The sequence below is a fragment of the Cryptosporangium minutisporangium genome, assembly GCF_039536245.1.
GTDB classification, from domain to species: Bacteria; Actinomycetota; Actinomycetes; order Mycobacteriales; family Cryptosporangiaceae; genus Cryptosporangium; species Cryptosporangium minutisporangium.
The window spans coordinates 119,712-142,413 of sequence record NZ_BAAAYN010000023.1 but is presented as its reverse complement, the minus strand read 5'-3'; the positions used below and the strand labels follow the sequence as shown (position 1 = coordinate 142,413).

At 70.7% G+C, this 22,702-nt stretch carries 22 protein-coding genes; 9 read left to right on the top strand and 13 right to left on the bottom strand.

The annotated features are described in order from the left end of the window. Positions 1-4 precede the first annotated feature (4 nt). From ABEB28_RS17405 to ABEB28_RS17390, 4 genes are all read left to right on the top strand, one after another. Positions 5-889, top strand: a complete 885-nt coding sequence (locus ABEB28_RS17405; protein WP_345729161.1) for a carbohydrate ABC transporter permease — start codon at positions 5-7, stop codon at positions 887-889. 2 nt (positions 890-891) lie between these two features. Further along, the gene (locus tag ABEB28_RS17400) at positions 892-1,794 is read left to right on the top strand and encodes a carbohydrate ABC transporter permease (protein ID WP_345729160.1); all 903 of its coding nucleotides are present in this window, start codon (positions 892-894) and stop codon (positions 1,792-1,794) included. Between the two features lie 2 nt (positions 1,795-1,796). Continuing rightward, a complete protein-coding gene (locus ABEB28_RS17395) occupies positions 1,797-4,421 on the top strand; it encodes a glycoside hydrolase family 78 protein (protein ID WP_345729159.1) in 2,625 nt (874 codons plus the stop codon). A gap of 85 nt (positions 4,422-4,506) precedes the next feature. After that, positions 4,507-5,535 (top strand): LacI family DNA-binding transcriptional regulator, encoded by a 1,029-nt coding sequence (locus ABEB28_RS17390; protein WP_345729158.1) that lies wholly within the window; start codon positions 4,507-4,509, stop codon positions 5,533-5,535. Here the strand turns inward: ABEB28_RS17390 and ABEB28_RS17385 are convergent. After that, positions 5,532-6,239, bottom strand: a complete 708-nt coding sequence (locus tag ABEB28_RS17385) for a phosphatase PAP2 family protein (protein WP_345729157.1) — start codon at positions 6,237-6,239, stop codon at positions 5,532-5,534. The two genes, ABEB28_RS17390 and ABEB28_RS17385, sit on opposite strands and share 4 nt — an antisense overlap. Before the next feature lie 104 nt (positions 6,240-6,343). On the opposite strand from ABEB28_RS17385, the gene ABEB28_RS17380 reads away from it, so the two are divergent. Then, complete coding sequence (locus ABEB28_RS17380; protein ID WP_345729156.1) at positions 6,344-8,155, top strand: flavin-containing monooxygenase; 1,812 nt, start codon at positions 6,344-6,346, stop codon at positions 8,153-8,155. On the opposite strand, the gene ABEB28_RS17375 is transcribed toward ABEB28_RS17380, so the two are convergent. Next, on the bottom strand, positions 8,088-8,912 hold the full coding sequence (locus ABEB28_RS17375) for a hypothetical protein (protein ID WP_345729155.1): 825 nt from the start codon (positions 8,910-8,912) through the stop codon (positions 8,088-8,090). The two genes, ABEB28_RS17380 and ABEB28_RS17375, sit on opposite strands and share 68 nt — an antisense overlap. A gap of 51 nt (positions 8,913-8,963) precedes the next feature. On the opposite strand from ABEB28_RS17375, the gene ABEB28_RS17370 reads away from it, so the two are divergent. Beyond that, a complete protein-coding gene (locus tag ABEB28_RS17370) occupies positions 8,964-9,392 on the top strand; it encodes a MarR family transcriptional regulator (protein WP_345729154.1) in 429 nt (142 codons plus the stop codon). Positions 9,393-9,425: 33 nt separating this feature from the next. Here ABEB28_RS17370 and ABEB28_RS17365 read toward each other — a convergent pair whose 3' ends face one another. Together ABEB28_RS17365 and ABEB28_RS17360 are read right to left on the bottom strand one after the other, a co-directional pair. Continuing rightward, a complete protein-coding gene (locus ABEB28_RS17365; RefSeq protein ID WP_345729153.1) occupies positions 9,426-10,475 on the bottom strand; it encodes a Glu/Leu/Phe/Val dehydrogenase family protein in 1,050 nt (349 codons plus the stop codon). 68 nt (positions 10,476-10,543) lie between these two features. Continuing rightward, entirely contained in the window at positions 10,544-14,017 is a 3,474-nt protein-coding gene (locus tag ABEB28_RS17360) for an indolepyruvate ferredoxin oxidoreductase family protein (protein ID WP_345729152.1), read from the bottom strand. Positions 14,018-14,180: 163 nt separating this feature from the next. Between ABEB28_RS17360 and ABEB28_RS17355 the strand changes: the two genes are divergently transcribed. Further along, positions 14,181-14,642, top strand: a complete 462-nt coding sequence (locus ABEB28_RS17355; protein ID WP_345729151.1) for an Lrp/AsnC family transcriptional regulator — start codon at positions 14,181-14,183, stop codon at positions 14,640-14,642. An 87-nt stretch (positions 14,643-14,729) separates the two neighbouring features. On the opposite strand, the gene ABEB28_RS17350 is transcribed toward ABEB28_RS17355, so the two are convergent. Genes ABEB28_RS17350 through ABEB28_RS17330 form a run of 5 tightly spaced genes read right to left on the bottom strand, consistent with a single transcriptional unit; the run spans position 14,730 to position 18,755 of the window. Continuing rightward, the gene (locus ABEB28_RS17350; RefSeq protein ID WP_345729150.1) at positions 14,730-14,957 is read right to left on the bottom strand and encodes a hypothetical protein; all 228 of its coding nucleotides are present in this window, start codon (positions 14,955-14,957) and stop codon (positions 14,730-14,732) included. Between the two features lie 60 nt (positions 14,958-15,017). Then, entirely contained in the window at positions 15,018-15,809 is a 792-nt protein-coding gene (locus ABEB28_RS17345; RefSeq protein ID WP_345729149.1) for an AfsR/SARP family transcriptional regulator, read from the bottom strand. After that, positions 15,806-17,650 (bottom strand): ABC transporter ATP-binding protein, encoded by a 1,845-nt coding sequence (locus ABEB28_RS17340; RefSeq protein WP_345729148.1) that lies wholly within the window; start codon positions 17,648-17,650, stop codon positions 15,806-15,808. Before ABEB28_RS17340 ends, ABEB28_RS17345 begins: the two co-directional genes overlap by 4 nt. After that, the gene (locus ABEB28_RS17335) at positions 17,647-18,171 is read right to left on the bottom strand and encodes a peroxiredoxin family protein (protein ID WP_345729147.1); all 525 of its coding nucleotides are present in this window, start codon (positions 18,169-18,171) and stop codon (positions 17,647-17,649) included. Before ABEB28_RS17335 ends, ABEB28_RS17340 begins: the two co-directional genes overlap by 4 nt. Positions 18,172-18,209: 38 nt before the next feature. Further along, entirely contained in the window at positions 18,210-18,755 is a 546-nt protein-coding gene (locus ABEB28_RS17330; RefSeq protein WP_345729146.1) for a MauE/DoxX family redox-associated membrane protein, read from the bottom strand. Positions 18,756-18,945: 190 nt separating this feature from the next. Here ABEB28_RS17330 and ABEB28_RS17325 point away from each other — a divergent pair, with 190 nt between their 5' ends. Continuing rightward, complete coding sequence (locus ABEB28_RS17325; protein ID WP_345729145.1) at positions 18,946-19,413, top strand: S26 family signal peptidase; 468 nt, start codon at positions 18,946-18,948, stop codon at positions 19,411-19,413. A gap of 124 nt (positions 19,414-19,537) precedes the next feature. On the opposite strand, the gene ABEB28_RS17320 is transcribed toward ABEB28_RS17325, so the two are convergent. After that, entirely contained in the window at positions 19,538-19,705 is a 168-nt protein-coding gene (locus tag ABEB28_RS17320; protein ID WP_345729144.1) for a RidA family protein, read from the bottom strand. A gap of 1 nt (position 19,706) precedes the next feature. Between ABEB28_RS17320 and ABEB28_RS17315 the strand changes: the two genes are divergently transcribed. Then, on the top strand, positions 19,707-19,844 hold the full coding sequence (locus ABEB28_RS17315) for a hypothetical protein (RefSeq protein WP_345729143.1): 138 nt from the start codon (positions 19,707-19,709) through the stop codon (positions 19,842-19,844). Here ABEB28_RS17315 and larA read toward each other — a convergent pair. From larA to ABEB28_RS17300, 3 genes are read right to left on the bottom strand one after another with little or no spacing between them, the layout of a single operon-like run. Then, positions 19,838-21,103 carry a nickel-dependent lactate racemase gene (gene larA / locus ABEB28_RS17310; RefSeq protein WP_345729142.1) on the bottom strand — a complete coding sequence of 422 codons (1,266 nt, stop codon included), beginning with the start codon at positions 21,101-21,103 and terminating at the stop codon, positions 19,838-19,840. The genes ABEB28_RS17315 and larA overlap by 7 nt on opposite strands. Position 21,104: 1 nt before the next feature. Next, positions 21,105-21,854: an SDR family NAD(P)-dependent oxidoreductase gene (locus ABEB28_RS17305; protein ID WP_345729141.1), complete on the bottom strand. Its 750-nt coding sequence runs from the start codon at positions 21,852-21,854 to the stop codon at positions 21,105-21,107. A gap of 1 nt (position 21,855) precedes the next feature. Beyond that, positions 21,856-22,701, bottom strand: coding sequence for a fumarylacetoacetate hydrolase family protein (locus ABEB28_RS17300; protein WP_345729140.1), 846 nt, complete (start codon positions 22,699-22,701; stop codon positions 21,856-21,858). Between the last annotated feature and the right edge of the window lies 1 nt (position 22,702).

Below are 22,702 nucleotides of genomic sequence, written 5' to 3'. Positions count from 1 at the left end.
GTCGATGCACAGCGTGTTGGGCGATCGCCGATCGATCGCCATCCTTCTAGGACCGGCACTCCTGGTCTACTCCCTGGTGATGCTGCTGCCCATGCTGTGGTCGCTCGGCTACACCTTCTTCACCGGCAGCGTCATCTCCGGCTTCTCCTACGCCGGCACAGCCAACTTCGAGAAGCTCTTCAACGATCCGGCGCTGCCCAGCTCGCTCTGGTTCACGGTGAAGTACGCCGCCGCGATCACCCTGGGCCAGGTCTTCGTCGGGTACGCGCTAGCGCTGCTCTACGTGTTCTTCCTCCGCAAGGCGGGCTCTGTCGTTCGCACGCTCGTGTTCTTCCCGGTCGTGCTGCCCACGGTGGCCGTCGGCCTGCTCTTCCAGAAGTTCTTCGAGTTCGCGCCGCAGACCGGCCCGGTCAACTCGATGCTGGAGACGTTCGGCTTCGAAGCCGTCGACTGGTTCGGTACGCCGGGTAAGGCGTTCTTCGTCATCGCGGTGATGGACATCTGGCGGTCGATGGGCTTCTACGCGATCTTGCTGTACACCGGCCTGCTCGACATCCCCGACGACGTGATGGAGGCCGCCGCGATCGACGGCGCCTCGACGTGGCGGCTGATCCGGAGCATCATCGTCCCGCTGTCCCTGCCGGTCCTGGTGTCGTCGCTGGTCTTCAGCATCAACGGGACGCTCAAAGCGTTCGACTCGATCTACGCGCTCACCGGAGGCGGGCCCGGCAACGCCACCACTCCGTTGACGCTCTACATGTACCAAACGTCGTTCGCGTACGGCGACTACGGCTACGGGGCGACGATCGCACTCACGCTCACCGTGCTGTGCCTGCTGGTCACCGCGTTCATCTTCCGCGCGACCCGCCGCGCTCCGGAGCAGGGGTAGACATGGCTCTCACCATCGACTCGCCACCCAGCTCGCCCGCCGCTCAGGTTCGGCCGCGCCCGCGGAAGCCGCGCCGGGTGCTGCGCTTCGTACGTCGTATCCCCGGTTACCTCTGCGTCGCGGTGCTGCTGCTTCTCGTCGCCTACCCGCTCGTCTGGCTGTTCCTCGGGTCGTTCAAGACCCAAGCGGAGTTCCTCAACGACTCGACGCTGGCGTTGCCGGACAGCTTCACGAACTTCGACAACTACTCGCAGGCGTGGTCGTCGGTCGCGCTCTATCTCCGGAACAGCCTGCTCACCGTCCTGCCGGCGCTGGCGATCATCGTGGTGATCGGCACGGCGGCCGGCTTCGCGCTCGAGGTCATGGTGTGGCGCGGACGGGGCACCACCCTGCTGCTGTTCCTCGCCGGAATCATGATCCCCGGCCAGATGATCCTGCTGCCGCTGTTCACGGCCTACTTCGAGCTCCACCTCACCGGAACGCTGTGGCCGCTGATCATCACGTACACGGCCACCGGTCTGCCGCTGACCGTGTTCATGATGGCGACGTACTTCCGCGCGATCCCGCGTGAGGTCTTCGAAGCCTCCACCCTCGACGGCGCGAGCATCATCCGATCGTTCGTCTCGGTGGCCTTCCCGATGATGCGCAACGCGGTGCTGACGATCGCGCTGGTCCAGTTCTTCTTCCTCTGGAACGACCTGCTGATCGCACTGACGTTCACGACCTCGGACGAGCTGCGGACCGTCCAGGTCGGGCTGCTCAACTTCACCGGCCAGTTCGGCGCGGTGGAGTACGGCCCGACGTTCGCGGCCATCTGCATCAACGTGCTGCTGATCCTGGCGATCTACCTGTTCCTCAACCAGCGAGTGATGCGCGGGCTCGCCGCCGGCGCCGTGAAGGGCTAGGCGTGACGTCGCACAACAGCCTGGTATCGGCACCGCGCGTCGAGCAGCACACGGAACCACTCGGTATCGGCGAACGGACGCCTCGACTGTCCTGGCAGGTGCAGACCGGTGCGCGGGGCTGGCGCCAGCGGGCGTACGAGATCGAAGCGATCGGAGCGGACTCGGATCGGTCCTGGTGCAGCGGCCGAGTGGAGTCGTCCGACAGCGTCCTGGTGCCGTGGCCAGGGCCGCCGCTGCAGAGCCGGGAGCGCGTCGACGTCCGGGTCCGGGTGTGGGGTCTGGACGAGAGCGACCCCATGCCGTGGAGCGAGCCGACCACGGTCGAGGCCGGGTTGCTCGACCCGGACGACTGGACCGCCACGTTCGTCGGCTCGACCGAGGAATCGGACGGGGACCGGCCGCCGGTGCTGCTGCGCCGCGAGTTCGCCGTGCGGGACGGGCTCGTGCGTGCCCGCGCGTACGCCACCGCGTGCGGGGTCTACGAGCTGGAGATCAACGGCGCGCGCGTCGGGAACGAGGTGCTCGCCCCCGGCTGGACGAGCTACTCCCACCGGCTGCGCTATCAGACCTACGACGTCACCGACCTGATCCGCCCCGGCGCCAACGCGGTGGGAGGGTGGCTGGCCGACGGTTGGTGGCGGGGAAGCTACGGCTGGAACCGCGTCGGTGAGCGTTACGGGGCACGAACCGGGCTGACCGTGCAGCTCGAACTCACCTACGACGACGGGTCGGTCGACACCGTCGTCACCGATCGGACCTGGACCTGGACCACGAGTCCGATCACCCGCGCCAGCATCTACGACGGCGAGCGCTACGACGCCCGGCTCGCGGACCCGGACTGGTCCCGGCCCGGTTCCGTGGCCGGCTGGTCGAGCGTCGACGAACTCACTCCGAACGTCGGCGCGCTGGTCGCGCCGATCGGGCCACCGGTGCGCCGCATCGAGGAGGTCCTGCCGGTCGCCGCGACCCGCCTCGACGACGGCACCTACCTGCTCGACTTCGGACAGAACCTCGCCGGACGGTTGCGGCTGCGGGTCAGTGGACCGGCCGGCACCACCGTCGGCCTGCGGCACGCCGAGGTACTGGAGAACGGGCGCCTCTGCACCCGTCCGATCCGCACGGCCGCCGCTCATGACGAGTACGTGCTGAGTGGTGTCGGAGTCGAGACGTGGGAGCCGCGGTTCACCTACCACGGGTTCCGGTACGCCGAGGTCAGCGGCTGGCCGGGTGACCTCGAACGCGGTGACGTGGTGGCGGTGGTGTGCCACGACGACATGGCGCCCGCAGGTGAGTTCACCTGCTCGGACCCGCTGCTGCGCCGTCTGCACGAGAACGTGCGCTGGAGCATGCGGGGGAACTTCGTCTCGGTGCCGACCGATTGCCCGCAGCGCGACGAGCGTCTCGGGTGGACCGGTGACCTCCAGGTGTTCGCTCCCACGGCGGCCTACCTGTACGACTCGACCGGCAGCATCGCCGACTGGCTCGCCGACGTTGACGCGGAGACCGGCCCGGACGGCCTCGTACCGCTCTACGTGCCGCACATCGAGACGTCGTTCCCGCAGTTCCACTGCGCGGTCTGGGGCGACGCCACCACGGTGGTTCCGCTGGTGCTCCTCGAACGCGCCGGTGACCTGGGGCCGCTGACCAGCGGATACGAGACGGCGCGGGCCTGGGTCGAGGGATGCAGGCGCCTGCTCGACGAGCGGAACGTGATCTCCGCCGGGCTGCAGCTGGGGGACTGGCTCGACCCGGCCGCGCCGGCCGACCGCCCTCAGGAAGCACGTACCGATCCCTATCTGGTCGCGACCGCCTACCTCGTGCACTCCGCCCGGCTGCTAGCCCGGCAGGCGGACCTGATCGGCAAGACCGACGACGCCGCGGAGTACCGCGACCTCGCCGACCGGGTGGCTGCGGGCTTCCGCCGGGAGTTCGTGACCGGCTCCGGTCGATGCGTCTCGGACACCCAGACCGCGTACGCGCTCCTGCTCTGCTTCGACCTTCTCGACGACGCGGCGCAGCGACGCCACGCCGGTGACCGATTGGCTCGGCTGGTGCGGGACGCCGAGTTCCGGATCGGGACCGGGTTCGCGGGGACACCGCTGGTGCTCGACGCGCTCAGCGAGTCCGGGCACCTGGAGGAGGCCTACCGGCTACTCCTGGAGAAGGGCTGCCCGTCCTGGCTGTACCCGGTCACGATGGGCGCCACCACCATCTGGGAACGCTGGGACAGCCTCCTGCCGGACGGCACGGTGAACCCCGGCAACATGACCTCGTTCAACCACTACGCGCTCGGGGCGGTGGCCGACTGGATGCACCGCGTCGTCGCGGGGCTCGCCCCGGCGGCGCCCGGCTACCGCTCGATGCTGGTCCGGCCCCAACCCGGCGGGGGCCTGACCTGGGCGGCCGCGCGGCACCGAACCCCCTACGGGCTGGCCGCCGTCAGCTGGCGCCGGGAGGGCACCACGCTGCGCGTCGAGGTCAGTGTCCCGCCGGGATGCGACGCGACGGTCGCACTGCCCGGCGCCGGGACCGTTCCGGTCGACGCGGGCCACCACATGTTCGAGGTGGCGTACCGAGCGGCGCACGACGACCCGATCGAGCCGCTACCCGCCCCTCACCGCTTCTGACGCCACGATGGCTCCCGTACCCTGGCTACGGGAGCCATCGTCGGCGGACAGTCCGACGCGAGGTGCATAGGACCAGGTGAGAGCTGTGGCGCGCGCGACCATCCGCGACGTGGCGCGCGTGGCCGGGGTGTCGGACGGCACCGTGAGCAACACGTTGAACCGACCGCATCTGGTCAACGAGACCACGCGGGAACGCGTGCTGCGCGCGATCGAGACGGTCGGCTACATCCCGAACGCCGCCGCCAGAGCCCTGCGCGTCGGCCGGAGCCGATCGATCGGCCTGGTGGTGCTCAGCGTCGGCAACCCGTTCTTCGCCGATGTCGCCAACGGAGCCGAGCAGGCCGCCACCGACGCCGGGGCCGATCTCGCGCTCTTCGAGACCGGTCTCGGTGAGCGGCAGCGCGAAGAACGCCTGCTGCGCCGGCTCGGCGAGCGCCGGCTCGATGGCCTGATCATCACGCCGCAGGACGTGGAGGATCCGCTGCTGGAGGACCTCGAGCGGCGCGGCACACCCGTCGTGGTGCTCGCCCGGGAGGTGCCCAGCCGTCGTCGTAGCGCGGTGCGCAGCGACGACGACCTCGGTGGCGTCCTCGCGGCGCGGCATCTGCTGGAGATGGGCCACCGGCGCCTGGCGTTCGCGGGGTGGCGGCGGGACGAGCGCTACGACGGTGCGATCCGAACGGCCAGTGCGGCGGGCGGCTCGCTGACCTGGATGGATACCACCAGCGACCGGATCACCGACGGGATCGCCGTCGGTACTCACCTGGTGTCCCTCGACGCGGCCGAGCGCCCGACGGCGGTGTTCTGCGCCAACGACTTGATCGCGGTGGGTCTCGTCCGCGCGGCCACCCACGCGGGCCTGCGTATCCCGGAGGACCTGGCCGTGGTGGGGTTCGACGACACGGATCTGGCCAGCGCGGCCAGCGCCGTCGAGCTGACCAGCGTGCACCAGCCGGCGACCGAGATCGGCCGGGCCGCGGTGCGGATCGTCCTCGACGAGATGGCCGACCGGACGCGGGAACGCCGTGACCTGGTCTTCGAGCCCGAGTTGGTCGTGCGGGAGTCGAGCACCGCCCGCCAGGCGCGCCGCCGTTCGTCGGGGCGCCGGACCTAGAGTCCGTTCTTGCGCAAACGAGCCGGATTCAGCGGCATCGTGCCCCAGGGCACCCGGATCAGCAGGCGGACCAGCAACAGCCCGAGCAGGTAGCCGCCGATGCTGTCGGTCAGCCAATGCCAGGCCAGATAGACGGTGGCGACGAAGACGAGGACGCTGGGGACCCAGCGCAGCACCTCGCGCAGGGCCGGACGCAGGAAGCCCGCGAGGAGGAAAGCCAGCACCGCGAAGTAGACGAGGCTGTTGCTGACGTGCCCGGACGGATACTCCACCGCCGGGTCGCCGCTGAACATGCGGATCGATCCGTGGTGTGGCGCGCCCCGTGAGGTCCACTGCTTCAGTACCTCGATGACCACGCTGTTGACGGTTGCGGCCACGACGACCAGCAGGACGGGCCGAACCGTGCGCCATCGCACCGCCAGCACCACCGCGACGACCAGCGCGACCGGCAACACGAGTGCGCGCTGACCGAGGCGGTCGGCCCCCACCGCGATCGTGTGCGCCCAGGAGGGCCGGTGCGCGTCGCACCAGTCCCGCACGGCGCGGTCGAGGTCCAACAGCGGCGGCCACCAGACGAGAGCGGCGGTGAGCGCGACGAAGCCGCCGAACAACAGCCCTTCCACCCACCAGCCGGACGGGGAGATCCGGAGCGGAACGAAACCGCGCGGCGCCCGGGCCCGCGAAGCGGCGGCGGATGGCTGCATCGATTGACGCTACCGCGCATCGGTCGTCCACCGGTCCGTCCGTTGACCAATCCGCCGCCAAGGGCGAACGTTGGTTTACAGAGCACATGAACCAAAGGAGTCTCATGTCTCGACCGGCGTCCGACCTCACCACGTCCACCCCCGCCCGGCGGCGGGTAGCGAATTGGCTCGGCGACTTCGAAGCAGCGCTCGCCGCTCGCGACGCGGAGCGCGTGGCCCAGCTGTTCGCGCCGAGCAGCTTCTGGCGCGACCTCACCGCGTTCAGCTGGAACATCACCACTGTCGAGAACCCCGACGGGGTGCGGGATCTGGTGGCCGCGACCGCGGAAGCCACCGACGCGTCGAACTTCCGCATCACCGAGGGTGAGGAACCCGACGAGGCCGACGGTGTCACCACGGCGTACTTCACGTTCGAGACGGCGGTCGGGCGAGGCTCCGGCCTGTTACGGCTCCTCGACGACGGCGCGTTCACCCTCCTCACCACCCTCGACGAGCTGAAGGGCCATGAAGAGAGCCGCCCCAAGGGCGTCGAGCACGGCGCCCGGAGGGACCGCGTCACCTGGCGGGAGCGGCGCACCGCGGAGATCGAGGGCCTCGGCAAGGACCGTCAGCCCTACGTCGTGGTCGTCGGTGGCGGGCAGGGCGGTATCGCGCTGGGCGCGCGGCTGCGCCAGCTCGGCGTCGACCATGTCGTGGTCGACAAGCACGAGCGCCCCGGTGACCAGTGGCGTAGCCGCTACAAGTCGCTGTGCCTGCACGACCCGGTCTGGTACGACCACCTGCCCTACCTCCCGTTCCCCACCAACTGGCCGGTGTTCGCGCCGAAGGACAAGATCGGCGACTGGCTGGAGATGTACGCAGCCGTCATGGAGGTCAACTACTGGGGTTCCACCACCGCGAAGAGCGCGGTCTGGGACGACGTCGGCAAAGAGTGGACGGTCACCGTGGACCGCGCGGGGGAGGAGGTCGTGCTCCGTCCCCAGCAGCTCGTCTTCGCCCTCGGTGTCTCCGGGAAGCCCAACGTTCCGGTCATCCCGGGACAGGACGTGTTCGCCGGCGAGCAGCACCACAGCTCGCACCATCCCGGCCCGGACGCCTACCGGGACTCTCGTGTCGTCGTGATCGGGTCGAACAACTCGGCGTTCGACATCTGCGGCGCGCTGTGGGAGGCCGGGGCGGACGTCACGATGGTGCAGCGCAGCTCGACCCACATCGTGCGGTCCGACTCGCTGATGGAGTTCGCGCTCGGCGACCTCTACTCCGAGCGAGCCCTCGCCGCGGGCGTCACCACGCACAAGGCCGACACGATCTTCGCGTCGCTGCCGTACCGGCTCCTGCCCGATGTCCAGATCCCGGTCTACGCGGCGATCGCCGAACACGACAAGGACTTCTACGCCCGCCTGGAGAAGTCCGGCTTCCGCCACGACTGGGGCGACGACGGGTCCGGGCTGTTCCTGAAGTACCTGCGTCGCGGATCGGGCTACTACATCGACGTCGGTGCGGCGGACCTCGTGGCCGATGGCGAGGTCAAGCTGGCGCAGGGCCAGGTCGTCGCTCTCACGGAGAACTCCGTTCAGCTCGACACCGGTCAAGAGCTGCCGGCCGACGTCGTCGTCTACGCCACCGGCTACAACTCGATGAACGGCCTGGCCGCGGACGTCGTGGGGCAGCCCATGGCCGACAAGGTCGGCAAGGTGTGGGGGCTCGGGTCCGACACGGCCAAGGACCCGGGCCCCTGGGAGGGCGAGGAGCGCAACATGTGGAAGCCCACCCAGCAAGAAGGACTGTGGTTCCACGGGGGCAACCTGCACCAGTCGCGCTACTACTCCCTCTACCTCGCGTTACAGCTCAAGGCCCGGCAGGAGGGCATCCCCACGCCCGTTTACGCACTCCAGGAGGTACATCACACGTCCTGACCGCGGCTCGTCGCTCACTGATCACTCCGGTGACGAGACCTGCGGCGATCGCGGAGACGCCGGCTGCGGCGGCGAAGCGAACGCTGCGCGGTCTGCTGGACGTGAGCGCCGTGGTCAGCAGGCCCCACCCGGCGGTCGCGGCAAGTGCTGCAGCGCCGCGTCGGCTTCCCGCTACACCGGCGGCTACCGCGGCGCCGACCCCGATCAGCCCGGCGACCGAGGCTCTGACGGTGCTCGGCGAGGTCTTCTGCGCCGCGGCGAGGTTCGCGCCGGCGGCGATGTTGACCGCGCTGGCGAGCGTCGTCCAGCCCAGCAGCAGGCCGGTGCTGACCGGCGTGACCCGCGCGAATCCGTGGTCGGCTTCGGCCGGAAGATCTTGCAGGCGGACGTGTGCAGCGGCGGCGAAGGCGGCCGCCGTCGGCAACAGGAGCGGCGTCAGTGTGAAGCGGTCGCTCTGGGCGGCCAGGGACCAGAGGGCATTGGTGGCGTAGGCGCCGACGAGTGGCCAGCCGGTGCGGCGGCTCAAGGCCAGGCGACGGCCGTCGGGCGCGCATTGGCCGACCGTCGAGAGTGCGCAGCCGGCGAAGATCGGCGCCCAGACGACGAAGGCGTAGTTCGGAGGGGTGAGGACGGTGTCGTATCGCTCCGTCTGCTCGCCCTCGCCGATCAGGGCACCGACGTTGGGAACCGCGATGAAGGCCGTGCACGCGCCGGCCAGCGCGAGGGAGCGGATGCGGTCCTGTGTGTCCGGGTCCATGGCGGCCTCCCCAAGCGAGGGTAGCTCAGATACTAAGCTACCCTGGCCGGCGTGGAGCTGGATTGGGCCGTGCACCACTTCGCAGCGGCCGCAGCGGAGCTGGATGCCGCCATGGCCCACCGGATGAGCCTGACGGCCGGGGACTTCCTCGCGTTGAAACACCTGTTGGTCACCGACGAGCCTGTCGGCTCGGTAGAGCTCGGACGCCGGCTCGGCATCACGTCAGGTGCCGCGACGGGGCTGGTCGACAGGCTGGAAGCGGCCGGGTACGCGCAGCGCCGACCTCATCCGCGCGACCGCCGCCGCCGGATCGTCACCGTGACCCGGCGCGCGGAGGACGACATCGTTCGCGAACTGCGCCCGTTGGCCGAGGAGATCAGCCACCTCGCCACCGGCCTCACCGCCGACCAACGGCAGGTGGTCAGCGAGGTGCTCGCCCAGCTGGCCACGCTGCACCGACACTACGCCCGAGGGCGGTGACCACACCCGGCGAGTTCTTCGCCGCCTCGGATCTCAGGAAGCGCTCGGGAACCAGGGGCGTCCGGGACGGCGGGAAGCGAGCCTGGTGCGGGCCAACTCGAGGGCGACCGACACACTGTCGGTGTGCGTGGCCTGAGCGCGGCTCAGGATCGCCACCGCGGTGTCGCCGATGCCGTCGACCCGGTCCAGCACCCCGGAGTCGTCGCCGCGGAGCTCCGCCTCGCAGGCGATGAGGCCACCGGCGTTGGCGACGAAGTCCGGGACGTGGACGATCCCGCGCTGCATGAGTCCACCGGCGAGGCTCTGGTCGGCGAGCACGTTGTTGGCGGCACCGATGACGTAGCGCGCCTTGAGGCGGTCGAGTACCGGCTCGGTGATCGCTGCTCCGCCCGCGCAGGGGCAGACGACGTCGGCGTCGGTGATCAGCACCTCGTCCGCCGGGACGGCCGTGGCCCCGAATCGATCGCGAACCTCGCGGACCCGTGCCGCGTCGATGTCGCCGACGGTCAGCCGGGCGCCCTCCTCGGCGAGCAACGCGACGACGTGCCGGCCGACGTGACCGAGACCCTGCACGGCCACGTGCGCGTCCCGCAGGCCGGTAGCGCTGGTGAGCCCGAGCGCGGCGCGGATGCTCGCGACCACACCGCGCGCGGTGAAGTACGACGGATCGCGACGCTGGCTCGCGACCGTCGGCACGTAGTGACCGACGAGCTCCAGGTCTTCGGGGCTGGTGCCCATGTCGACCGCGGGAATGTAGCGGCCACCCAACCCGGCGATGTAGCGCGCGTGCGCGGCCAGCAACTCTCGACGGTGGGGGGACGTCGGATCCGCGTTGATGACGCTCTTGCCGCCGCCGAGCTCCAGACCGGCGAGGGCGGCCTTGTAGGTCATCGCCTCGGCGAGGTCCAGCGCGTCGGCCAGAGCGGCGTCCTGGCTGGGGTAGGCCCGCATGCGGATGCCACCCAACGACGGGCCGAGGGTGGTGTCGTGCACGGCGATCACCGACTCGAGGCCGCTGTTCGGATCACGGCAGACCACGACCTGCTCGAAGTCGCGGGCGGCCATCGTCTGGGACAACGTCATTGAATTCTTTTCGACCGACCCCTGCGGACGGCGCTCACCCTGCGGAGATGTGTGAGGTTGAAAAGAGTTCATCGTTGTTCCTCTCCGAGGGATGTGAGCAGGGCTGCTGCCTGCGTCCGGAACCGTTCGACGTTCGCGAGCTTGATGTCCTCGTATCCGCGGACGACGTCGGGAAGGCCGGCGAGCGCCTCGACCCGGTCCGCGGTGCCCGCGTCGAGATGGCGGAGCGCACGGCGCACGAGCGCTCGGTACTCGCCGATGAGTGCCCGCTCGACCCGGCGGACCTCGGCGTAGCCGAACGCGTCGAGTCGGGTGCCGCGCAGACGCCGCGCGGCGCGCAGAGTGGTGAAGGCGGCGGTGGCGCTGCGGCCGCCCAGCCGGATCTTGCGCTTCATCCCGAGGGCCCGCAGCACCGGCGGGTGCAACAGGACGGAGACAGTGGCGTCGGCGCCGAACTGCTCGGCCCGGCGAGCCCGCTCCACCGGATCGAGGTGGAGCCGGGCCACCTCGTACTCGTCCTTGTACGCCATGAGCTTGTGCAGGCCCCGGGCGTAGGCGAGGCCGATCCGGTGCCCGGCGTCGACACCGGCGCGCTCGGTCGCCAGCGTGGTGACCCGGCGGACGTCCTCGGCGTAGCGGGCCGCGTAGGCCTCGTCCTGGAAGCCGGTGAGGTCGGCGACCCGGGTGGCCAGCACGGAAGTCAGCGCATCGGCCCCCGCTCCGGCGAGCGCGCGGTCGCGCGGGCCGACCTCAACCACGGCCTGCGCGGGCGTGGTCACCGCGGCGAACACCGCCTCGCGGTCGAGCACCGCGGCGCGGCCCCAGCGGAACGCGGCGAGAGTCTTGTCGACCGCCGACCCGTTGAGCCGGATCGCCGCTTCGATGGCCTCAGCCGGGATCGGTATCACCCCGTGCTGGTAGGCGGCGCCCACCAGCAGCATGTTCGCCGGCAGGTGGTCGTCGAAGAGCAGTTCGGAGAGGCGCTGCGCGTCCAGGTGGAGCGGGTCCACCGTCGTCGCGGCGATCCGCTCCAGCGCGTCGTCCGGAGAGCCGGGCAGCACCCGGCCGGTGACCATCGCCGCCGTCGGAACGATCGCGGAGTTGATTACTGCAACGGTGTGGCCGGGCCGGGTGACGGCGAGATTGGCGGCGTCGGCGGCACCGAGCAGGTCGAAGCCGAGCAGCACGTCCGCGGTGCCGCGCGACGCCCGCAGCGAGCCGCTCACCCGGCTCTTGGCGATTCGGACGTCGGAGACGACCGGACCACCCTTCTGCGCCAAGCCCACCTGCTCCAGCCCCGCGGCGAACCGCCCGTCGAGGTGGGCGGCCATCTGCAGGATCTGCGAGACGGTCACCACGCCGGTTCCGCCGATGCCGGGCATCCGGATCAGCGTGCTGTCCCCGGTGAGCCGCGACTCCGGCTCGACCAGGTCGACGGGGAGCGCGGGCACCTCCCGGCGGGCCCGGCTGCCGGGCTCGACCAGCAGGAACGAGGGACAGTCACCCTTGAGGCAGCTGAAGTCGGAGTTGCAGGACGGCTGGTGGATGCGGGTCTTGCGGCCGAACTCGGTCTCGACCGGCTGCACCGACAGGCAGGTGGAGACGTCACCGCAGTCGCCGCAGCCCTCGCACACGCGCTCGTTGACGACCACCCTCTCGGCGGGAGTCGGGAGCGCTCCCCGCTTGCGCAGCCGCCGCTCCTCGGCCGCGCAGCGATCGTCGTGGATCAGCACGGTGACGCCGTCGAGCGCGGTGAGCTCGTCCTCCGCCGCGGCGAAGTCGTCCCGGTGGCGGACCGAGGCGATCGGGTCCAGTGCGACGCCCCGGTACCGATCCGGGTCGTCGGTCGTGACGACGATGCGGCGCACACCCTCCAACGCCAGGAGCCGGGTGATCGTGGGGACGTCCATCCGCCCCTCGGCGCGCTGCCCACCGGTCATCGCGACCGCGTCGTTGTACAGCAGCTTGTAGGTCATGGTCAGGCCGGCGGCGACCGCGGCGCGGACGGCCAGCGACCCGGAGTGGAAGAACGTGCCGTCCCCGAGGTTCTGCACGAACGTCCGGTCGTCGGTGAACGGCGCCAGACCGATCCACTGGGCGCCCTCCCCGCCCATCTGGGTGAGGCCGATCTGGTTGCCGCGGCCTTCCCCGGAGATCGCGATCATCGCGTGGCAGCCGATGCCGACGCCGACCAGCGTGTCGTCGGACGTGCGGGTCGAGGTGTTGTGCGGGCAGCCGGAGCAGAAGTAGGGGGTGCGGCGGCCGGAATCCGACGCCAGCGGCAGCGCGATCCGAGCCGTGCGGACCGGCCGGATCGACTCCAGATACGCCGTCGCGCTGCGCGGCAACCGGTCGGGGCCGAGCACCGTCTCGATCCGAGTGGCCAGCGCGCGAGCCACGTCCTCGGCGCCGAGCTGTCCACGCGGCGTCAGCAGCGGCCGCCCGCGCTCGTCCCGCCGCCCGACGACGTTGGGCGCCTCCGCCCGACGGTACAGCGACGCCTTCAGGTGATCCTCGAGGAACGGCACCTTGTCCTCGACGACGAGCACCTCCTCGAGGTCACCGGTCAGCTCGGCGAGCGTGTCGGCGTCGACCGGGAACGGCATCGCCAGGCGGATCAGGCGCAGGCCGAGCGTCGCCATCGCCCCCTCGTCCAGGCCGAGGTCCTCCAGCGCCCGCTGCACGACGGCGTAGCCGGTGCCGGAAGCGAGAATGCCGAGGCGGGCGCGGTGTGCCGAGAACGCGACGCGGTTGAGCCCCGCCTCCCGGGCATAGGCCCGAGCCAGGTCCAGCCGGCGGGTGAGGACGTCGAACTCGGCGTCGAGCGCGGCCGGACCGACCAACGGCGGTGAGACGGAACGGGCAGCAGCCGACGTCCTCGGGATCCCGTGCCCGCACCCACCGATGTCGATCACGGCCGAGGCGTCGGCGATGTCCGCGACGATCTTCAACCCGGTCCACAAGCCGGAAGCCCGCGATATCGCGACGGCGTGCAGGCCGAACTCGATGATCTCGGCCACCGACCCCGGAGCGAGCAGCGGCATCGACAAGCTTTGTGCGATCGGCTCGCAGGAGCTCGGCACGGTCGAGGACTTGCTGGCCGGGTCGTCCCCGATCCAGGCGACTGCCCCGCCGAGCGCGGACGTGCCGGCGAGGTTGCCGTGGCGGATGGCGTCGGCGGCCCGGTCGAGGCCGGGGTTCTTGCCGTACCAGTAGCCGGTGACCGCGTCGTGCCGTCGACCCGGCAGCGCGCCGAGCAGCTGGGTGCCGGCGACCGCGGTCGCCGCGAGCTCCTCGTTCACGCCGGCCCGGAAGACGACCCCCCGCTCGTCGAGGAAGCGCTTCGCCCGGCCCATCTCCGCGTCGACCCCACCCAGCGGCGACCCCTGGTAACCGGAGACGAAGGCTCGCGTGTCGAGTCCCCGCGCCGCATCGATGCGGCGTTGTTCGAGGGTCAGCCGAACCAGTGCCTGGATGCCGGAGATCAGAACGTTGCCGCGTTCGGCGAGGTACTTGTCGTCGAGGGTCACGGTGCTGGTCATGCGTCCTCCGTCCTGGGCGAGGAGCCGAGGATGTGCCTTCGGTCGAGGAGTACAGGAGAAGGTGTCGCCCATCACAGACGCAACCTTCTGACGCAATCAGGCGAAGGCAACGCAAAGGAAGTGTTGAATCAGCGCCGGAGCCGGCAATAGTTTGCGCAGACGGATGGAGGGTCCGAGCGTGACCACCAGCGAGATCGACGAGATCGACGAGCGCCTGCTCACCCTGCTGCGCGAGGACGGCCGGCGCACCTACTCGGACATGGCGAGCACCGTGGGGCTGTCCGTCGCCGCGGTCAAGCGCCGGGTGGACCGCATGCGGGAGATCGGGGTGATCACCGGCTTCACCGTGCAGGTCGACTACGCGCGCCTGGGGTGGGGGATCGAGGCGTTCACCGAGTTGCGCTACACCGGCCGGACCCGGGTGAGCGAGATCGTCGCGTCGGCGTCGAAGGTGCCTGCGGTCCAGGCCATCTACGGGATCGCCGGCGACCCCGACGCCCTCATCTACCTGCGGGCCCGCGACGTGGCGCATCTGCGCGAGACGATCGACACCCTGCGCAACGCCGGCCCGGTCACCGGCACGAAGACGCTGATGGTGGTCGGGACGTGGACACGCGACCAGTGAACAGGCACCGGGTTTCAGTGCCTGCCTGATCCGCCCCGCCGCAGCGCCGGTCCGTCCTCGCCCCGGGCGGCGCCGCAGCGGGAGAGGTCAGCAGCACCCGGGCCGGGTGCTGTACGGCGACGAGTAGCAGGAGTTCTCCCGCATCGCAAAACAGTACTGACCGCCGGACACGTACTTGTTCCAGTAGTAGACGCAGGTGCCGCCGCCGCAGGCGGTGTAGGCATGCCGGCACATGATGCCGCACGCGGACGCCTTCGCCTTGGGCAGCATGCTGGCGAGCATCTTGTCGCCCATCCGGTTGAGGAGCTTGGTCATGGTGTTCCTTCCGCCGCTGGAGCCGACGCCCTGTCGGCAGAGGGACCCTTACACGTGCCCTTAACGTTCCGCTAACGATGTGCTATCGGCCCGGGACTGCCGGATCGCGCCGATCAGGCGGCTGATGCGCACCCCCGGTGCCGCGCCGAGATCTCCCGCGAGAATCCGGCACAGCTGCTCGTGCACCGCGAGTGCGGACGCGAGATCGCCGCGTCCCAGGTGTGCGCTGATCAGGTGCTCCCACGCACGTTCCCGGTAGGGCGTCAGCCGCACCAGCGACTGCATCGCGTCGATGACGGCGTCGTGGTCGCCGAGCGCCAGCCGCGCCTCCGCGAGGTCCTCGGTGGCCCGTCGTCGGCGCTCGTCCAGCGACGCCGCCACCGCGGCCACCCAGGGGGAGGGGACGTCGGTACATGCGTCCCCGCGCCAGAGCCGCAAGGCCTGCTCCAGTGCGGCCGCGCGCCGGGCCGCGCCGGACGGAAGCGGCGTGCTCCGGGCCTGCTGCACGAGGTCGTCGAAGGCGGCGAGGTCAGTAGCCGCGTCCGGCGCGCAGAGCACGTACCCGGGGCGCCGCGTCCGGACGACCCGCGCGGCTCGCGACCCGCCGAGCCGCCCGAGTCCTTGCCGGAGCGCGCACACATGTCCCTGCAACTTGGTCGTCGCCGTAACCGGTGGGCGGTCGTCCCAGATGGCCTCCAGTAGCTGGGAGACGCCGACCACGGTGCCGACGTTGAGCGCGAGCGCCGCGATCAGCGCTCGGCGTCCGGGCCCGCCGAGCCCGAGCGGCTGGCCGGCGACGGTGACCTCGATCGGGCCGAGCAGGGATACCTTCACCGGGGCGTCGGTGCTCACGGCGCGATCCGATCGGCGTGCGCGTCGTCGTACCCGGACGCCTGCAGGCGGAAGAGGTCGGCGTAGTGCCCGTTGGACGCCATGAGTTCCGCGTGGGTGCCGATCTCGGCGATCCTGCCCTCCCGGAGGACGGCGATGGCGGTGGCGTCGCGCACGGTGTTGAGTCGGTGGGAGATGAGGAGGCCGGTTCGCTGCTCCCGCAGCGCGGTGAGCCGCCGATGGACCTCGTGCTCGGCCTCGACGTCGAGCCCCGCGGACGGTTCGTCGAGGATCAGCACGTCGGCCTCGACGCGCAGTGCCGCCCGCGCGAGCGCCATTCGTTGCCACTGCCCGCCGGAGAGCACGACGCCGGTGCTGCGGGGGCCTCCGTCGTCGTCGTGGAAGGCCCGCGTCAGCAGGGTGTCGTAGCCACGCGGAAGCCCCTGCAGGGTTTCGTCCAACCCGGCGGTGCCCGCCGCCGTCCGTACCTCGTCTCGGTCGTCGAGCATGCGCAGCTCGCCGAGGGCGATGTTCTCGTGCGCGGACAGGTCGTAGGTCATGAAGTCCTGGAAGGTGGCGCCGATACGGGCCCGGACCGAATCCGGGTCGTACGAGCTGATGTCGACGCCATCCCAGCGGATGACGCCCCGGGTGGGGGCGTAGAAGCCGCAGAGCAGCTTCACCACCGTCGACTTCCCGGCGCCGTTGCCCCCGACGAGGGCCAGCGACGTCCCGCGCGGGATCCGGAGCGTCAGGCCGCGTAGTACCCAGTCGTGGTCGGCCGCGTACCGGAACCAGACGTCGTCGAACTCCACCGCGTCCAGCAGCCGGGGAGCGGGCGGGAGCGGGGCGGTGCTCGCGGACTTCCGGGCCCCGGCGGTGACATCCACGTAGTGGCCGAACATGATCAGGGTCTCTCCGAGGCTGGCGATCTGCTGCACCAGGCTGGCCATCGACATCTGGAGGGCTCCGAGAGCGGCGATCACGACGATCAGGTCGCCCACGGTGGCCCGCCCGGCGGCGACCTCCCGGACGAACACCGCGAGCGCGGCCAACGACACGAGCCCGGTGAGGGTGGCCAGCGCACTGTCGACGCGGAGCGCGAGCCGGTCCTGGTCCCGTTCCTGCCGCTGCGCCGCCCGGAGTTCGCGCAGCATGCGGCCGCGGAAGAACGTGCTCAGACCGAAGAGCCGGATCTCCTTGGCGGCGCGCATGTCGAGGAGGAGAGCGGCGTAGAACGCCTGGCGTCGGAAGATCGGGGTGACCCGCTCCATCATCGCGCCACGGAGTCGTGCCAACCGCACCTGGGCGACGAAGGTCGGGACGGTGGCGAGGAGGATGAGCAGACCGACCAACCCCGACCATCGCAGCAGCGGAGCCGCGAACCCGACGATCGTGATCACCTCCTGACCGACGCCGAGGAAGACCATGCTGAGCTGGGCGGGTGCGAACTGGCTGGCCTCCCGGGCCAGGCGGAGGCGGTCGTGATAGGTGCTGTCCTCGAGTTCAGCCAGGCCGGGGTTGGCTGAGACGGCCGTGAACAGCTCCACCTGGGTCCGCACCGTCACCCGGCGTTCGGTCTCTTGACGTACGTAGCCGGAGAGGTGGCTGACGACCGGTGCCAGGACCGCGAGCGCACCGAAGCCGAGGACGCCGACCCAGATCCGTGTGTCGTCCCGCGCGGACAGACCGTCGACGATCGCGCGAGTGGACCAAGCCAAGGCCACTGGCGCCAGCCCGGCCACGATCATGACGACGACGCTCATCGCGGCCGCCCACGGCGCCGCTCCGACGTAGATTCCCAACGCGCGTCGGAAGATCGACGCGGCTCGGCGGACCTCCCGCAGCGACCGCCGGGTCATCCGCTACCCAGTACGTCGCTCAGTTCATGCCCCTTCCGCATGAGCCGTCCCTCCGCGTCGAAGAGCAGGAAGCTGGGCGTCGCGGTCTCGCCGAACACGGCCATCAGGCCGTCCGGACCACTCTCGGTGAGCAGCCGTCCGGCCTTCCGGAGCGTCGGGGTGAGGTCGTCGGTCGTCCCCTCGGCCACGGCCAGCACGCTGACCACTCGTGTGCCGTGGCCGGCCAGCTCGTCGGCGCGTGCGGCCAGTCGTTCGGCCTGAGCGGGGCAGTGCGGACAACCGGTGGAGAAGAAGGCGATCACTGCGGGCTCGCCGACGAGGTCCCGGCTGCTCAGGTCGCCGTTGACCGCACTGAACTCCGGCATGGTCGCCCCCACCGGCAGCCCGGTGTCGGGAGGCGTACGGAGCTCGATGAGGGTCGTCTCGGTTTGCCGAAGGCGGCGGATGATCGCTGCGCTGAGCACGAGGTCGACGAGGACGAGGACCGCCAGTACGGCCACTATTGCGGCGAGTAATTCCACGTGAACTCCCCTGTGGAGACGGCTACGCCCGATCCGGGTCAGGAGGGGGACGCAGGGCGGCGGAAGAGCCAGACCAAGTCGTCGAGCCAGACGAGGCCCGCCACGAGAATTCCGGCGGCCGCCAGCGCGGCGATCAGCTGTGCCGCCGGGAGGCCGGTCAGTCGTTCGGACGAGGTGGTCGCGGCGCCGCAGAACGCGGCGAGTGAGGTGACAGCGAGAAATCCGCTGCGCACCACGTGACGTGGGGCGACCGGAGCGCTGGTCACGCCGAAGCAGTGGCAGCCGACGGTGGCCCGTCGCCGAACCGCGACGGACAACGCCACAGTGAAGCCGGCGAAAAGAACCGCGCCCCCGGCCAGGCCGACGACGGTGCCGCCGGGCCACAGGAGAGCGCCGACCACCGCCATCTCGGCCGCGACGGACAGCCCGGCCAGCGCAGGCGCCCAGCGGCCGGGAACCACTCGGAGTGCGGCCAGGCCGTCCGCGAATGCGCGGAAGGCGGCGCGGCTGCGGAGCTTGCTGAGAAGTGACACCGAAAGTACCCCGATGACCAGTAGAGCCACCGTGGCGACGACGACGCGCATGAGGCCCCCCGTGGGCCGATGGTCGGGTCGTGGAGCTACGAGTCCTGAAGGAATGGCTACCTACGGAGAATCGCAACGTACGCTTTGTTAGCGTTAACGTCAACTGGCTGCCGAGGCGCCGTAACGAGCGACAGGTAGGAACGTGAACCACTGTGGACGCTGGCGATCCACCCCCCGCCCGGTGTGGCCGGTGGTCGCCCTAGCCGTCGCGGGCGCCCTTCTTGGAGGCGTCTGGCTGGCGCGCCGGCGCCTACTCCTGGTCGAGGTGGTGGGCGACAGCATGTCGCCGGTCTTCGACCACGGTGACCGCCTCCTGGTCCGTCGGGCGCGTCGGTTCCGGGTCGGTGACGTGGTGATCGCCCACCATCAGATCGGTGGCCGCCGGACGGTCAAGAAGGGCTCTCCCGAGACGAATTGGCTGGTCAAGAAGTTGGCAGCGATGCCAGGAGACCCGGTTCCGGCGTCGGTCGCCGCCGCAGTCGGCAGCGACCGACGAACCGTGCCGCCCGGCGCGGTGGTTCTCCTCGGCGCCAGTCCCGACAGCGCGGACTCGCGGATGTGGGGCTTCGTCCCGGTCGAGGATCTCGCCGGGGTGGTGATCACCGGCCTCGGCACCGGCCGCGGTGCCGATCAAGGGCCGGACACGCCCGGCCGCTGATCGAACGGCGCCGCCGGACGCGGCAACTGATCCAAATAGGAGATGCGTTCTGGATGTTAACGGTCCCATTCGCCACCGGCGATTTCGGTCGAATGGGGTCGGCGTCGGGTCGTGATGGATGTCCCTACGGGCCGGGAACGATCGCGATCGCCGCGATCTCGATCTGCCAGTCCGGAGACGCCAGGGAGCCGATCTGCGCGATCGTGTCGGCGGGAAACGGCTGCGAGAAGAACTCCCGGCGTAGGGCGATCACCTGGTCGATCACCGCCATGTCGGTCACCAGGATCGTCACCTTGACGACGTGCTCGAGGCCTGAACCGGCGGCCTTGCTGGGCCGCAGCCTCGTCCCGTTGCTCGACGAGCTGCGCAGCTGGGGCCAGCAGTACGGGCGTCGCTACGCCGCGATGGTCGAGGTGGCCGAGGGTCAGTAGCGCCGTACGAAGGGGATGGTCTGCGGCCCTTCCGGCAGCACGCAGACCCGCGCGTCCGGGCCTTCGGCGGCGATCGCCGCCGCGATGTCGTCCACCTTCGCCAGGTGCGCGCTTCGCAGGTCGTCGGCGGAGAGGTGATCGGTGTAGACGCCGACCCGCGCGTGGTCGAGCACCCGAGCGAGGATCTGGACCTGCCATTGGTCGGGGACCGTGCGCTCCCGCGCGGCGATCGTGGCCAGTAGCGCCTGCGGGGTAGGAGCCGAGGCCAGCACCTCGCGGAACTCGCCGTGGTCGGGGAAGCCGTCGGAGCACTCCGCGGCACAGATGATCAGGCCGCCTGGGCGGACCACGGTCGCCGCCGCGGACATGCCCTTCACCGACTGGTAGAGGTTCTGGTCCAGGGGATAGCCGGCGTTGGTGGTGACGACGACGTCGAACAGTCCGTCGACGGGACACATCGAGATCTCGCGCACCGTGTCGCGGGCCACCGCGTGCATGCTCAGCACGTCACCGCCGAACGCGGCGATGATCTGCTGCTCCCGGTTGAGCACGACGTCCAGCGCGTAGTCGACGCCGGTCGCCGCGGCGATGGCGCGGACGTCGTCGTGGACCGGGTTGCCCTCGCAGACCGCCCAGGTCGCCCGCGGATCGCCGATCCGGCGCGCGTCGTGGAGGACGAGGACGGTCTCCAGGCCGGCGAGTCCCGGTGCGACGAGTTTCGGGCCCCCGCTGAAGCCGGCGAAGAAGTGCGGCTCGACGAAGCCGGTCGTGATCCGCACGTCCGCCTCGACCCAGTGCCGGTTGAGCCAGACCGGCACCCCGTTGCCGTGGACACCGCACCAGCGCAGTGCGTCGGCGTCCCGGGCGTCGTGGTTGACGATGCGCATCGTGTCGACCAGTTCGTCGCCGAGCATGCTGCGCAGCTCCGCGTCCGTGTTGCCGCGGTGCGTACCGGTCGCCACCAGCAGGGTGACGTCGTCGCGCGACACGAGCCCGGTGAGCTCCGCGAGGAGCGCCTCGACCATCTCCCGCCGCGGCTGCGGCCGGGTGACGTCGCACAGCGACACCGCCACCCGCTGGCCTGGCCGGACCTTCTCCCGCAACGCCGGCCCGACGACCGGTGTGCGCAGCGCGGCGGCGAGCGTCGCCGCCGGGTCGGCTGCGGGTGCGTGGTGCTGCGGCGTCACCACCGTCGTGCGGTCGTCGGGGAACCGGACGCGCAGCCCGGTTCGGCCGTACGCGAGCCGAACGTCGGGCATCTCAGGTCCGGGGCCGCAGCCTTAGCCCGGCCATGCCGCCGTCGACGGCCAGTTCGGTACCGGTGGTCGACCCCGCACGGGGAGAGGCGAGGTAGACCACGGCGTGGGCGATCTCCTCGGCGCTGACCAGGCGACCGTGTGGTTGCCGTGCCTCGAGGGTGGCACGTTCGGCGTCCGGGTCGGGCGCGGCGGCCAGCAACCGTCCGATCCAGGGGGTGTCGGCGGTGCCGGGGTTGACCGCGTTGACGCGGATGCCGTCCGGCATGCCGTCCGCCGCCATCGCGCGGGTCAGCGCGAGCACGGCGCCCTTGCTCGCCGAGTAGATCGCGCGTTCGGGCAGACCGGCGACGGCCGCGATCGAGGACGTGTTGACGACCGCCGCGTGCGCCGACGCCCGCAGGTGCGGCCAGGCGGCGCGGGAGACCCGGGCGGTGCCGACGACGTTGACGTCGAGCACCCGCTGCCACTCGGCGTCCGTGCTCCGCTCGACGGAGCCCTGCGCGCCGATCCCGGCGTTGTTCACGAGGATGTCGAGCCCGCCGAGCGCTTCGGCGGCGGACGCGACGGCGGTGCGCACCGCGTCGTCGTCGGTGAGGTCGGCGCGCAGGTAGAGCACGTCGGCGGGTCCGGAAGGAGCGACGTCGAGGACCGCGACGCGCGCGCCCTTGGCGCGGAAGGCCTGGGTGATCGCCAGGCCGATGCCGGACGCGCCGCCGGTGACCAGCGCGATGAGGCCGTCGAGTTCGCTCATCTCAGGCCTGCCGGAAGATCTGGCGCTGCCGGCCGAGGCCGCTGATCTCCAGCTCGACGACGTCGCCATCGCGCAGGAACGCGCCGTCGGGGCGGCCCAGCGCCACCCCGGCGGGTGTACCGGTGTTGATCACGTCTCCGGGGTAGAGCGTCATGAACTGGCTCACGTACCGGACCACCTCGTGGACGCCGAAGATCATGTCCTTGGTCGTGCCGTTCTGGCGGAGCTCCCCGTTGACCGAGAGCCGCAGCGCGAGGTCCTGTGGATCCCCGGCCTCGTCCGGGGTGACCAGCCACGGGCCGAACGGATTGAACGTCTCGCAGTTCTTGCCCTTGTCCCACTGCCCGCCGCGCTCGATCTGGAACGCCCGCTCGCTGACGTCGTTGCTGATCGCGTACCCGGCGATGTACGCCGCGGCGTGCTCGGCCGACGGCAGGTACCGCGCCGTCGTGCCGATGACGACGGCCAACTCGACCTCGTAGTCGGTCTTCACCGACGTCCGCGGGATCAACACGTCGTCGTCCGGGCCCACCACGGTGTCGGGCGCCTTGAGGAACAGGATCGGCTCGTCCGGCGGCGGCGTGTTGGTCTCCGCGGCGTGGTCTTGGTAGTTCAGGCCGATGCAGACGATCTTCCCGATCCCGGACAGCGGTGGCGCGTAGGCCGTGGGGGCGTCGACCTCCGGCAGTTCGTCGGCGTCGAGCGCGGTGCGGATGCCGGCGAGCGCGGTCGGACTCAGCGTGGCCGGAGCGATCGCGGCGGTCAGCGGACGGAGATCGAACCACCGTTGGTCGTGGCTGACGACGGGCACGTCACCGGCGGCGGTGCGGGCATGGGCGAGGCGCATG